Here is a 12,110-nt window from a genome sequence, read left to right as displayed (position 1 = left end):
CGCAGACAGTTCTTGGGGAGGAATAGTCATGACGAAGAAGGTCACCAAAGCTGGATCGATATCACGGCGTCGTCTGCTGACGACGGCAAGCGCCGGCGCCGTTCTCGCCGTCTCGCCTATTCGCATCAATCTGCTTCAGGCCCAGGAAGCGCCCATCAAGATCGGCTTCCCGGTTCCTTTGACCGGTCCATACGGCGCCGAGGCCCAGGACCAGGTGCGGGCGGGTCAGCTTGCTGTCGCCCAGTTCAATGATGCCGGCGGTCTCAACGGCCGCAAGGCCGAACTCGTCGTGCGTGACGACAAGCTGAATCCCGGTGAGGCGGCGACACGGACCCTGGAATTGGTCGAGAAGGAAAAGGTGAATTTCGTCGTCGGCAGTCTGTCCGCGGCGGTTCAGCTCGCGATCAACAACGTCACCAAGGAGCGCGGCGTCATCTTCAATTCGATTAGCCAGTCCGACGCCATCAACGAGGCGGCAGATTTCAGCAAATACACGTTCCACGAAGCGCTAAACCCGCACATGACGTCAGGGGCGGTCGGTCGCTACGCCTTCACCAAATTCGGCAAGAAGGTGGCGTTTCTCACGGCGGACTATGCTTACGGTCACGAGATGGTTCGCGGCTTTCTCGAGGTCGGCAAGGAGTTCAACATAGAGAATCTCGGTGACATCCGCCATCCGTTAGGAACGACTGATTTCTCGACCCTGCTGCCACGTCTCCAGGCGCTGAAGCCCGATATTCTATGCATCAGCAATTTCGGCCGGGACCAGCAAATCGCACTGAAGCAGGCAACCGACTTCGGCATCAAGAAATCGATCCAGATCATCGCGCCGCTGCTGTCGCATGCCAGTCGCGTTGCGGCGGGCCCCCAGGCATTCGAAGGCGTCGTCGGGGGCTGTTCGTTCTTCTGGGGCATCGAGGACAAGTTCGCCTCGACCAAGGCGTTCAACGACGCGTTCCGCAAGATGTATGACGGCAAGTTGCCTACCGACTACGGTGCGCTCGGCTATGGCGGTGTTCGGACGGTGCTCGAGGCGGTCAAGGGTGCGGGCAGCGTGGAGACCGACAAGGTCGTCGCGGCGTTGGTGGCTCTGAAGTACGACTACTACAAGGGGCCGCAATACTATCGCAAATGCGATCACCAGTCGGTGCAATCGGTGCTCGTAATCAAGTCGAAGTCCAAGGACATGAAGAACGAGTCCGACGTCTTCGAGGTTCTATCGACCGAAGAGCCTAACGAGAAGAACCTGCGTACCTGCGACGCGCTTGGCCACAAGAGCTGAGCCATGCGCCGACGCGCACCGCGGGGCGGTGCGCGTCGTGCTGAGGGGGACAAATGGCGGGCCTGAGCTTTGACCTGATTGCACTGCAACTATTCGCCGGGCTGGCGCTCGGTGCCATCTACGTGCTGTTTGCGATCGGCCTCTCGCTGATCTTCGGGATGTTAACCGTCGTCAACTTCGCCCATGGCGCCTTCTACATGGTCGGCGCCTATGTCGGGCTGTACCTGATCTCGATCGGCGGCAATTTCTGGCTCTGCTTGCTGGCGGTACCGCTTCTGATCGGGCTGTTCGGCCTTGCCGTCGAGCGCGTGCTGATCCGGCCGCTCTACGGTCGCGGCATCGATTATCCGCTGCTGCTGACCTTCGGGCTGAGCTACGTCATGGTCGAATGCGTACGCATTGCGTTCGGCAAGACCGGTTATCCCTTCGATACGCCCGAGCTTCTGCAGGGGGCTGTCAACATCGGTGTTGGATATTTTCCGCTCTACCGCTTGTTCGTGATCGGCGCGACGGCCGTCGTCTTGTTGGCGCTCTGGCTGTTCCTCGAAAAAACCAGCTTCGGGCTCATTATCCGCGCCGGCGCGCGCGATCCGCAAATCGTCCGCGTCCTTGGGGTCGACGTTTCCAGGGTCTGGTTGATCGTGTTCGGGATAGGCACCGCGATTGCTGGCTTTGCCGGGCTGTTGGCTGCGCCGCTTCAAGGCGTCATTCCCGAGATGGGCGGCACGATTCTCGCCGAGGCTTTCGTGGTGACGGTCGTAGGAGGTATGGGTTCGATCGGTGGCGCCGTACTGGCGGGCCTCCTGGTCGGTGTGGTGGTCAGCATGACCTCGCTGTTTGCGCCCGAGATGGCCAAGGTCTCGATCTTTGCCCTGATGGCGATCGTCCTGATCGTTCGTCCCCAAGGCTTCTTCGGCCGCGCCGGATTGATGAGCTGAGAGCCAAGGATGACCGGAGCCACCGAATCCGTCAAACAGTCTCGTGCCACGACGGGCAGTTGGTACGAATTCGCAACTCGGCATCGCGCCAGCATCGTGGCCGCGGTGATCGTGATTTTCCCGTTGGTGATGCCGTTCACGGCCCTCGCGGTGAACATCCTGATCTATGGATTGTACGCCGTCGGCTTCAACCTCGTGTTTGGTTATCTCGGTCTGCTGTCGTTTGGTCACGCGGCGCTGTTCGGAACCGGTGCCTACCTCTGTGGCATCGCCATCGTGCATTTTGGCTGGCCATGGTATGCGGCCATCGCGGCCGGGATCGCCGGCGGCCTGTTGATGGCATCGTTGATTGGCGTGCTCGCGATCAGGACCCGCGGCATCTACTTCGCGATGGTAACGATGGCGCTGTCGCAATGTGTCTACTACCTGTTCTATCAGGCGGTTGACCTGACCGGTGGCGAAAACGGCCTCCGCGGCATCAACGTCCGCACCATCGATCTGTTCGGCTTGCGGCTCGACTTCATCAATCCGATGATCCGTTACTATGTCATCGCGGCTTTTGTGATTGCCGCTTTTTTCGTGATGTCGCGCATTCTTGCCTCGCCATTTGGCGCCGTCATTGAGGCCGTGCGGGAGAATGAGATGCGCGCCCGCGCGTCAGGCTATGACGTAACCAAGACCCGATTGCTGACCTTCGTCTTGTCTGGCGGCTTCTGCGGTCTCGCGGGAGCCTTGCAGGCGCTGCATCTGTCGATCGTTCCGATCGAGATCCTGCACTACGAGACGTCGGGCCTGGTCGTGATGATCGCATTGCTGGGCGGTATGGGAACATTCTTCGGACCAATGATCGGCGCCGCCGTCTTCCTGGTCCTGGAGAACGTGGTCTCGGTGTGGACGGTTCACTGGCAACTGATCGTTGGCGCCATTTTCATTGCCTGCGTGCTGTTCTTCCCCGCCGGCATCTGGGGCACACTGATCGCGCGAGGCAGGCGATGAGCGCCGCGGAAGGCCAAACCAAAGAAATCATTCTGCGCACCAGGGGCGTCGGCAAGACGTTCGGGAAGTTTGTTGCGCTGAACGATCTCTCGGCGGAGTTTTCCCGAGGAGCGATCACCTCCATTATTGGTCCGAACGGGGCCGGCAAGAGCACCTATTTCAATTTGCTGTGCGGCGCGTTTGCGCCCACTAAAGGCAGCGTTGAATTCGAGGGGAAGGATGTCACCGGCCTGCCGCAGCACCGCTTTGCGCATATGGGCATCGCAAAGTCCTTTCAAATCACCAGCGTGTTTCCGCAGCTCACGACCCGTGAAAACATCCGCGTCGGTCTGCAGGCGCTGGTGTCGAGATACGATATCTGGCGTCCCCGCGCGCGCCTGACCGAGCTGGTCGAGCGGGCGGACGAGCTGCTTGCCCTGGTCGGATTGTGGGAATCTCGCGAACGTGCCGCCAAGACGCTGGCCCATGGCGAGCAGCGGGCGCTGGAAATCGGCATGGCGCTTGCCAGCCAACCCCGGTTGCTGTTGCTGGACGAGCCGACGGCCGGCATGAGCCCGGAGGAAACCCGGACCATGATGGATCTGATCGTGAAGCTCGCAAAGGAGCGTACGGTCATCCTCGTCGAGCACAAGATGAAGCTGGTGCTCGGGATCAGCGATCGCATCCTCGTGCTGCATCACGGAGAACTCCTCGCCGAAGGAACGCCGCAGGAGGTCCGGCAGAACGAGGCGGTGAAGCGGGTCTATCTCGGCCAGCGGGAGCATTGACGAATGTTGCAGATCGGCAAGCTCAATGCGTGGTACGGTGCAAGTCACGCGCTGCAGGACATCACTCTCGACGTGACCAAAGGCGAGATCGTCTGCCTGATCGGCCGCAATGGAGCCGGCAAGACGACGACGCTGAAATCGATCATGGGGTTGATGGGACGAACGCGCGGCTCGGTCACCTTCAAGGGCAAGGAGCTGCTGAGCCGGCCGGCGCATGTGCGCTTCGCGCTGGGACTTGCCTATGTTCCCGAAGAGCGGCGGATTGTGCAGGGATTGTCGGTCCGGGAAAATTTGCGGCTCGGGCTGGTGGCGTCGCCGGCGAAGAAGCGGGAAGCCGAGCTGATCGACGAGATCGCGATGATATTCCCGCGGCTGGCCGAGCGCATGGACCAGGAGGCGGTCACGATGTCCGGCGGCGAGCAGCAGATGCTGGCGATCGCGCGGGCGATGATCGCAAAGCCCGACCTGATCATGCTGGATGAGCCTTCGGAGGGCATCATGCCGGTCCTGGTCGACGAGATGTTCGAGCTCTTCCGCAACATGAAGGCGCAGGGAACGACGGTGCTGCTGGTTGAGCAGAACGTCGAGCTCGCGCTTGGCATCGCCGATCGTGCCTACGTCCTTGATCAGGGGGCGGTGGTGCACCAAGCGTCGGCGCAGGCCCTGCTGGCCGACGACGAGATCAAGGAACGATATTGTTCGGTGTGAACGGGCTGTCCGGTCTCCCGCCGGCGCGAACGGACCTCACTCCGCAGCGCGCGCGATCGCGTCGGCCTTGCGAGTGGTGACGACGACCTTGATCGCGTCATCCACGCGATCCCGTGCATATCTGAGCGCCGTCGGCAGGTCTTCCAGCGGAAACGTATGCGTGTGGATCCTCGTCGCGTCGAACCGCTTCGCCGCCATCAATTCCATGGCGCGGTGAGTGGCGCTGCGGCCCTCGCCGCGGATCCCGTAAGCATAGATGTTGTTTCGCACGAGATGCGCGATGTCCAGCGTCGCAGCCTCGTGCGGGAAGGCGGCCAGACAAATCTTGCCGCCACGATTGGTCATGTGGATGGCCTGGTTGAGTGTCGCTTCGGTGCCGGCACATTCGACGACATAGTCCGCACCGATCCCCCCTGTTAGTTGCTTTACGACCTCAACGGCGTCTTCGTCGTTGATGTTGATGACGCGGTCGGCCCCCAGTTCCTGGCCGATCGCCAGCCGCTTGTTGCGCGTGCCGGTCAAAATCACCGGACTTGCGCCAAGCGCCTTGGCCACAGCAACTGCGAGAAGTCCGATCGGCCCCGGGCCGATCACCACGACGCTCTCGCCGGCCACCAATCCTCCCAATTCCGTCAAGCCGTACATCGACGTGCCCGCGGTCACCACGAGCGTCGCCTCCGCGTCGCTCATGCTATCCGGTACACGCGCCAGCGTATTGATGTGGTTGACCGCGTACTCCGCGAATCCGCCGTCGGTCGTAAAACCATTGGCGCGGTGGCCCTTCTCCGGCTTTCCATAGTTGAGACAGGACGTGTACATGCCCTGGCGGCAGCGTTTGCATTGACCGCAGCCGGCATGGATCTCGACGCTGACTCGCTCACCGATCCTGAATTCGTCAACGTCCGGTCCGAGTGCGGCGACCGTGCCCATGTATTCGTGGGCTGGCGTGAAGTTCTTGTTGAAGGGCAGGCCGCCCTGAATGCTTGCCGGCGACCCGGCATGGATAATTTCGAGATCGGTGGCGCAGATCGCAACCGCGTCGATGCGAACCAGCACCTCGGCACGCGACGGGATCGGCGTCGGCTTTTCGCGAAGCAGGAGCTGATCGGGGGCACCAAGGACCCAGGCCGTCATCAGGTCTGGGACGGGAAGATCGGGCGATGTGCTGACGCCGGGCGGCTGGTACATGGGCGCTTCCTCTTTTGGCTCGCAGCCTAGCGCGAAACGACGGGCTGCCGTGAGCGCCCGATGGTCGGCATCGGGGCCGTTGCATTTGCTGCACGGCAGCAAGCGCGTCGCAAAACATTCATACGCGGCCTATACTTGGTCGCCCGGTTGATGTTGAAATCCTCATTGCATCCTCTCCCAGACCGGAGCCTCCCATGAAGACCGTCCGCCTTGTCCTTGCGTTGCTGGCGCTGATGCTGATCGCGCCGTGGCAATCCGCCAGGGCGGCCGACGTGATCTGCTACAATTGCCCGCCGGAATGGGCGGATTGGGCGTCGATGCTGAAGGCGATCAAGGCGGATCTCAACTACGATATCCCGCACGACAACAAGAATTCCGGTCAGGCACTGGCCCAGATCCTGGCCGAGAAGAGCAATCCGGTCGGCGATATCGGCTATTTCGGCGTGACTTTCGGCATGAAGGCCAAAGCGCAGGACGCGCTCGAGCCTTACAAGCCGGCGCATTGGGATCAGGTCCCGGCCGGCCTCAAGGACGCGGATGGCTACTGGACCACGATCCACTCCGGCACGCTCGGCCTGTTCGTGAACAAGGATGCGCTTGGCGGCAAGCCGGTGCCGGCCTGCTGGAAGGATCTCCTGAAGCCCGACTACAAGGGGGTGGTCGGCTATCTCGATCCATCGTCGGCGGCGGTCGGCTATGTCGGCGCGGTCGCCGTCAATCTGGCGCTCGGCGGCTCGCCAGGCAACTTCGATCCGGCGATCAGCTTCTTCAAGGAGCTGCGCAAGAACGATCCTATCGTACCCAAGCAGACGTCGTATGCCCGCGTCGTCTCCGGCGAGATGCCGATCCTGTTCGACTACGACTTCAATGCCTATCGTGCGAAATATTCGGAGAAGGGCAACTTCGAGTTTGTGATTCCCTGCGAGGGATCGGTGGTGTTTCCCTATGTCGTTGGTCTCGTGAAGAACGCGCCCGACAAGGAGAAGGCCAAGAAGGTGATGGACTATCTCTTGTCCGACAAGGGGCAGGCGATCTGGACCAATGCCTATCTGCGTCCGGCCCGTCCGATCGAGCTGCCGGCTTCCGTGAAGGGGAAATTCCTCCCCGACAGCGACTACGCCCGCGCCAAGAGCGTCGACTGGGGCGAGATGGAAAACGTGCAAAAAGCCTTCGTCGACCGCTATCTCGCCGAGGTTCGCTGAGGCAATATGGTGCCCTTCGCCGGGGCACCATTCTTCCGATGTCGCAAAAATCCTTCGTTTGGCTCTGCCTGCTGCCGCTCGCGGTCGTGACCACGGCATTCTTCCTGCTGCCGATGGCTCGGCTGGTGGTTGCGGGTGCCGAAGGACCGCACGGGCTCGCCGGATATCTCGCCATCCTGACCGAAGTTCGTTATCGCGCGACGCTGATCAATACCGTGCTCCTGGCGGCGGCAACGACGGTCGTCACGCTGATCGTGGCGACGATAGCCGGAATGTTTCTGCAGCGGCACCGCTTTCCCGGGCGAGCCGTGCTGATCGCGATGCTGACCTTTCCGCTGGCGTTTCCCGGCGTGGTGATCGGCTTCATGATCATTCTGCTGGCCGGGCGGCAGGGCCTGATCGGCGACCTGTCGAACCGGATCTTCGGCGAGAAGTTCGTCTTCGCCTATTCGATCTACGGGCTGTTCCTCGGCTATCTCTACTTCTCGATCCCGCGCGTGATCCTGACCATCATGGCGGCCGTGCAAAAGCTCGATGTCGGTCTGGAGGAAGCCGCGCGTTCGCTCGGCGCCAGCCCCTGGGCGGTCCAGCGTGACGTCGTGCTGCCCGCGCTCGCGCCGGCCTTCGTTGCGTCCGGCGCGATCGCATTTGCGACCGCTATGGGGGCCTTCGGGACTGCGTTTACGCTGGCGACGAATATCGATGTGCTGCCGATGCTGATCTATACCGAGTTCACGCTGGCCGCCAATTTCGCGACCTCGGCCGCCCTGTCGGTGGGACTTGGCCTGATCACCTGGCTCATCCTCGCGCTCGCCCGCTCGTTCAGCGGCGGCGCGGTCGCGGCGGCCGGGTGAACGCATGCGCGATCGCTTGATCTTCACCGGCCAGTTCATCTTCACGCTGCTCGTTGCCGCCTTCCTGGTGGTCCCCGCGGGGCTGTCGATCTCCGCCGGCGTCACCGTGAATTATTTCCGAGGCATCCAATCCGGCGTGACCCTGCAATGGGTCGCGCAGGTCTGGGAGCTCTATGCCGGCACCATCCTGCTCTCCTTCGTGATCGCATTCGCGACCCTTGCCGTCACGCTGCTTGCCGGTGTTCCCGCAGCCTACGCGCTGCATGCGCGGGGAGGCCGGCTTGCGCGCATCGTCGAGGAGATCATCACATTGCCTTTGGCGATCCCCGGGCTTGCGATTGCGCTTGCATTGCTGCTCGCCTATGGCAGCTTGGGCGACTTTCGCCGTTCCTGGCTGTTCATCCTGGTCGGACACGTGATCTTCACCATACCGTTCATGGTGCGGTCGGTGATGGCGGTGTTCGCGACCGTGGACATCAAGACGCTGGATGAGGGGGCGGCTTCGCTGGGGGCGTCGCCATGGCGACGCTTCCGCGACGTCATCGTGCCGAACGCACTGCCGGGAATTCTCGCCGGCGCGTTGATGGTGGTCACGCTGTCGCTCGGCGAATTCAACCTGACCTGGATGCTGCATACGCCGTTGACGAAGACACTGCCGATCGGGCTCGCCGACAGCTACGCCTCGATGCGGCTCGAGGTGGCGTCGGCCTATACGTTGATCTTCTTCGTGATGATCATTCCGCTGCTGGTCGCGATGCAGCTGCTGGCCGACAGGGATCACAAGCGATGAGCACGGCCGGGCATGGCGCAGCGGTGCGGATCGAGGCGTGCGGTAAGACCTTTGCCGACGGCACGCGCGCGCTCGATCCCGCAACCCTCGACATTGCGCGTGGCGAGACGCTGGTGCTGCTTGGGCCGTCCGGCTGCGGCAAGACCACGATGCTGCGCATCATCGCAGGGCTCGAGCTGCCGGATGTCGGCGGCAAGGTCCTGTTCGACGGCAAGGACATGACCTCGGTCCCGATCGAGCGGCGCAATGTCGGGATGGTGTTCCAGTCCTACGCCCTGTTCCCCAACATGACGGTGGCGGACAATATCGCCTACGGGCTGAAGATCCGCGGTGTTGCCAGGGGCGAGCGTGCCGCGCGCGTCGCCGAGCTGGTCGCTCTGACGAACATCACGGGATTGGAGAATCGCCGCATCGACCAGCTTTCGGGCGGCCAGCGTCAGCGCGTCGCATTGGCGCGCGCCGTCGCGATCCGGCCCGGCATCTTGCTGCTCGACGAGCCCTTGACCGCGCTCGACGCCGCGCTGCGGGACCGGCTGCGCGGCGAGCTCAACCGGCTGTTGCGCGCGCTTGGGATCACGACGATCTATGTCACCCACGATCAGGCCGAAGCCATGGAATTGGGCGACCGGATTGTCGTGATGCGGAAAGGCGCAATCGCCCAGATCGGCACGCCGCGCGAGGTCTACTTCGCGCCGAAGGACCGGTTCGTGGCGGAGTTCATCGGAGCGGCGAACATTGTCGAGGCTCCGATCGAGAACGGCGTGTTGATCCTGCCCGGCGGGCGACTGCCGATCGAGGGTGGCGCGACGACCGCGAACGCGACCGTCATGATCCGCCCCGAAACCATTCGCGTGACGGAGGCGGGCGAGGGGATACTCTCGGGACTCGTCGATTCCGTCAGCTTCATCGGCGACCGGCAGCGGCTCGTCGTGAGTGATGCATCGAGCAAGCCGCTCAATGTCGACGCTCCCAACACGATTCAAGCCAGGATCGGCGATCGTGTCGGGCTTTCGATTGCGCCCGACGCTGTCCGTCTGCTTCCCTCCGAACCACGAGATTGATCGATGCCGTCGAAACCGGTCCTCATCGCCCAGATTTCCGACCTCCACATCAAGCCGCCGGGAGCGTTGGCCTATGGCCGGGTCGATACCGCGAAGGCGCTTGAACGCTGCGTGGCCGCGCTCGGCGCATTCGAGCCGGCGCCCGATTTCGTCGTCATCTCGGGTGACCTTGTCGATACGCCGTCGGTCGAGGAATACGACTATCTCAAACGACTGCTCGCGCCGTTGCGCGTTCCGTTTGCCGGAATTCCCGGCAATCACGACTCGCGTGCGTGGATGCGCGCCGCGTTTCCTGCCGCACCCTATGTTCACGCGGCAGGCCCGCTCGACCAGCAGATCGAGGTGAATGGCCTCGATCTGCTGCTGCTTGACTCAAGCGTTGCCGGGAAGCCTCATGGCATGCTCGAACCGTCGACACTGCAATGGCTGGACGCGACACTGGCGGCAGCAGACCGGCCCGCGCTGCTTTTCCTGCATCACCCGCCGTTCAAGGGCGGTATCTGGCACATGGACCGCCAGGATCTTTTCAATGCCGCAGAACTGGCAGCAATCATCAGGCGTCACCCGCGGGCGCGTTTGATCGGCTGCGGGCATGTGCATCGTGCCATGCTGACCTCCTTCGCCGGGATTCCCGTGACATTGTGCCCCGCGCCGAACCATGCGGTCGACCTTGACCTCGGACAGCTCCGCGAGCCATCGTTCAAGGTGGAACCGCCGGCGTTTCACGTGCACACGTGGTTTTCCGGGCCGGATTTTGGACAGTTGGTCACGCACCAGGTCCCGATCGGTCAGTTTGACGGGCCGCATCCGTTCTTTGGGCCAGACGGCAAGCTGCTGTGAGTTGGCCGCGTTGACCCCTCGTACAGACGGATCCACCAGGCGAGATTGTCGCGGATCGGCCGAGCATGTCAGATCAAGGGCAGCCCGCAGCTGCAATTGAGCGTTGCATCGACGCAGATTTATTCCAAATTGTACCTTGGATGCCTTCTGTCCCAACTGCGCCGGCCCGGACCTTTGTTGCTGTAGGGCCCCGGGGGGGCTATACTTCCGTCTGCTTTCATTGATCGATGGCTTTGTCGGCGTCCGCTGTGCTGGCGGGCCGATTGAACGCAACACAATCAGTCTGGATCACGATGACCGGTGCGTCGCCCATAGAACGAACTTCCGGCGCGCCGTTGTTTTCGAACAACAAGCTGTCGGTGTTGCGCAAGCATCCCTATTTCGCCGATCTCGAGCCCGAGGCATTCGATCAGCTCTGCCGCTACGCCAAGCACACCACGCTGAAGCGGGGCACGACGATCTTTTCCAAGGGCGATCCGGGCACCAGCCTGATTGCGGTGATCTCGGGCACGGTCAAGATCAGCATCTCGTCGCCGGATGGTCGCAACGCGATTTTGAACCTGATCGAGGCCGGAGAGATATTCGGCGAGATCGCGCTGCTCGACGGCTTGTCGCGGACGGCCGATGCCACCGCCAACACCAATTGCGAGCTGTTCGTCATTGACCGGCGCGAGTTCATTCCGTTCGTGCGCAGCCAGCCGACGCTTGCGATGAAGTTCATCGAGCTGCTTTGTGAAAGACTGCGCCGGACCAGCGATCAGGTCGAGCAGGTCATCCTGCAGAACTTGCCCGGCCGTTTGGCCAGCGCGCTGCTGCGCCTGAGCGACAAGCACAAGCCGCAAGGGCGCACCATCTCGATCACCCAGCAGGAGATCAGCGAGATGGTCGGGATGACGCGCGAGAGCATCAACAAGCAGCTCCGCGCGTGGGCGATACGCGGTTGGGTCAGGCTCGAGCATGGCGCGATCGTCGTGCTGAAGCCCGAGACGCTGCAGGAGCTGGTCGACGCCGGGGCGAACGACGGCGAGTAGTCGCGCCGGCTGCCCGGTCGGTCGCGCATTTCACGAAACGGTGAGCTGAACAAGGCCTGTGAAGCCATTCACATCGGCCTTGCGTGCGCTGCGGTAAGTGACGCGTCAGGGGAGCACAATATGGACAAATCCATGCAGAGCTCTTTCGACAAGCGACGGCAGGACCCACAGCACAATTACCAGAGCTTCAGCATCAAGCTTGTCGCGTTGCCGGTGCTCGTCGTCGTTGCCTTGATCGGGATGCTGGTCAGTCATCCGGCGGCGGTCAGATGGATATCGGACGCGGCGCAAGCCGAGTTCGTCGGAACCGACACCGTCTACACTGATCCGATACCCAATATCGCGCGGGTGGCACCAACGATTCGGCCGGGCAGCGAGATCAGGACGGTGAAGGCCTACTGATCGTTGACGCTGTCGTTGCGCGGCAAGGCGCGACGACAGCCGCTTGTCCAG

At 62.3% G+C, this 12,110-nt stretch carries 14 protein-coding genes; 12 read left to right on the top strand and 2 right to left on the bottom strand.

From position 1 onward, the window contains the following. The first annotated feature begins 28 nt into the window (after positions 1–28). The 5 genes from ACVMIH_RS15345 to ACVMIH_RS15325 are packed head-to-tail and all read left to right on the top strand — an operon-like array spanning position 29 to position 4,691. Positions 29–1,282 carry an ABC transporter substrate-binding protein gene (locus tag ACVMIH_RS15345; RefSeq protein ID WP_456862409.1) on the top strand — a complete coding sequence of 418 codons (1,254 nt, stop codon included), beginning with the start codon at positions 29–31 and terminating at the stop codon, positions 1,280–1,282. A 53-nt stretch (positions 1,283–1,335) separates the two neighbouring features. Further along, entirely contained in the window at positions 1,336–2,220 is an 885-nt protein-coding gene (locus tag ACVMIH_RS15340) for a branched-chain amino acid ABC transporter permease (RefSeq protein WP_038377831.1), read from the top strand. 9 nt (positions 2,221–2,229) lie between these two features. Beyond that, complete coding sequence (locus ACVMIH_RS15335) at positions 2,230–3,216, top strand: branched-chain amino acid ABC transporter permease (RefSeq protein ID WP_310880002.1); 987 nt, start codon at positions 2,230–2,232, stop codon at positions 3,214–3,216. Continuing rightward, positions 3,213–3,983 carry an ABC transporter ATP-binding protein gene (locus tag ACVMIH_RS15330; protein ID WP_456862407.1) on the top strand — a complete coding sequence of 257 codons (771 nt, stop codon included), beginning with the start codon at positions 3,213–3,215 and terminating at the stop codon, positions 3,981–3,983. Before ACVMIH_RS15335 ends, ACVMIH_RS15330 begins: the two co-directional genes overlap by 4 nt. 3 nt (positions 3,984–3,986) lie before the next feature. Further along, the gene (locus ACVMIH_RS15325; RefSeq protein ID WP_310880003.1) at positions 3,987–4,691 is read left to right on the top strand and encodes an ABC transporter ATP-binding protein; all 705 of its coding nucleotides are present in this window, start codon (positions 3,987–3,989) and stop codon (positions 4,689–4,691) included. A 36-nt stretch (positions 4,692–4,727) separates the two neighbouring features. Here ACVMIH_RS15325 and ACVMIH_RS15320 read toward each other — a convergent pair whose 3' ends face one another. Beyond that, a complete protein-coding gene (locus ACVMIH_RS15320; RefSeq protein WP_456862405.1) occupies positions 4,728–5,879 on the bottom strand; it encodes a zinc-dependent alcohol dehydrogenase in 1,152 nt (383 codons plus the stop codon). A 194-nt stretch (positions 5,880–6,073) separates the two neighbouring features. Between ACVMIH_RS15320 and ACVMIH_RS15315 the strand changes: the two genes are divergently transcribed. From ACVMIH_RS15315 to ACVMIH_RS15295, 5 genes are read left to right on the top strand one after another with little or no spacing between them, the layout of a single operon-like run. Beyond that, entirely contained in the window at positions 6,074–7,081 is a 1,008-nt protein-coding gene (locus tag ACVMIH_RS15315) for an ABC transporter substrate-binding protein (protein WP_456862403.1), read from the top strand. 38 nt (positions 7,082–7,119) lie between these two features. Further along, positions 7,120–7,935, top strand: coding sequence for an ABC transporter permease (locus ACVMIH_RS15310; RefSeq protein WP_456862401.1), 816 nt, complete (start codon positions 7,120–7,122; stop codon positions 7,933–7,935). Positions 7,936–7,939: 4 nt separating this feature from the next. Next, entirely contained in the window at positions 7,940–8,725 is a 786-nt protein-coding gene (locus ACVMIH_RS15305) for an ABC transporter permease (RefSeq protein WP_456862399.1), read from the top strand. After that, positions 8,722–9,786, top strand: coding sequence for an ABC transporter ATP-binding protein (locus tag ACVMIH_RS15300; protein WP_456862397.1), 1,065 nt, complete (start codon positions 8,722–8,724; stop codon positions 9,784–9,786). The genes ACVMIH_RS15305 and ACVMIH_RS15300 overlap by 4 nt, the downstream gene beginning before the upstream one ends. Before the next feature lie 3 nt (positions 9,787–9,789). Beyond that, positions 9,790–10,626 (top strand): phosphodiesterase, encoded by an 837-nt coding sequence (locus ACVMIH_RS15295; RefSeq protein WP_456862395.1) that lies wholly within the window; start codon positions 9,790–9,792, stop codon positions 10,624–10,626. Positions 10,627–10,843: 217 nt separating this feature from the next. On the opposite strand, the gene ACVMIH_RS15290 is transcribed toward ACVMIH_RS15295, so the two are convergent. After that, on the bottom strand, positions 10,844–10,996 hold the full coding sequence (locus tag ACVMIH_RS15290) for a hypothetical protein (RefSeq protein ID WP_225645868.1): 153 nt from the start codon (positions 10,994–10,996) through the stop codon (positions 10,844–10,846). On the opposite strand from ACVMIH_RS15290, the gene ACVMIH_RS15285 reads away from it, so the two are divergent. Both ACVMIH_RS15285 and ACVMIH_RS15280 read left to right on the top strand, forming a co-directional pair. Further along, positions 10,986–11,657: a Crp/Fnr family transcriptional regulator gene (locus tag ACVMIH_RS15285; protein WP_229188843.1), complete on the top strand. Its 672-nt coding sequence runs from the start codon at positions 10,986–10,988 to the stop codon at positions 11,655–11,657. The two genes, ACVMIH_RS15290 and ACVMIH_RS15285, sit on opposite strands and share 11 nt — an antisense overlap. 120 nt (positions 11,658–11,777) lie before the next feature. Next, positions 11,778–12,059, top strand: a complete 282-nt coding sequence (locus ACVMIH_RS15280; RefSeq protein ID WP_456862393.1) for a hypothetical protein — start codon at positions 11,778–11,780, stop codon at positions 12,057–12,059. Positions 12,060–12,110: the final 51 nt, after the last annotated feature.

This window comes from Bradyrhizobium sp. USDA 4503 (genome assembly GCF_054055815.1).
This window is presented reverse-complemented; position numbering and strand designations above follow the sequence as displayed.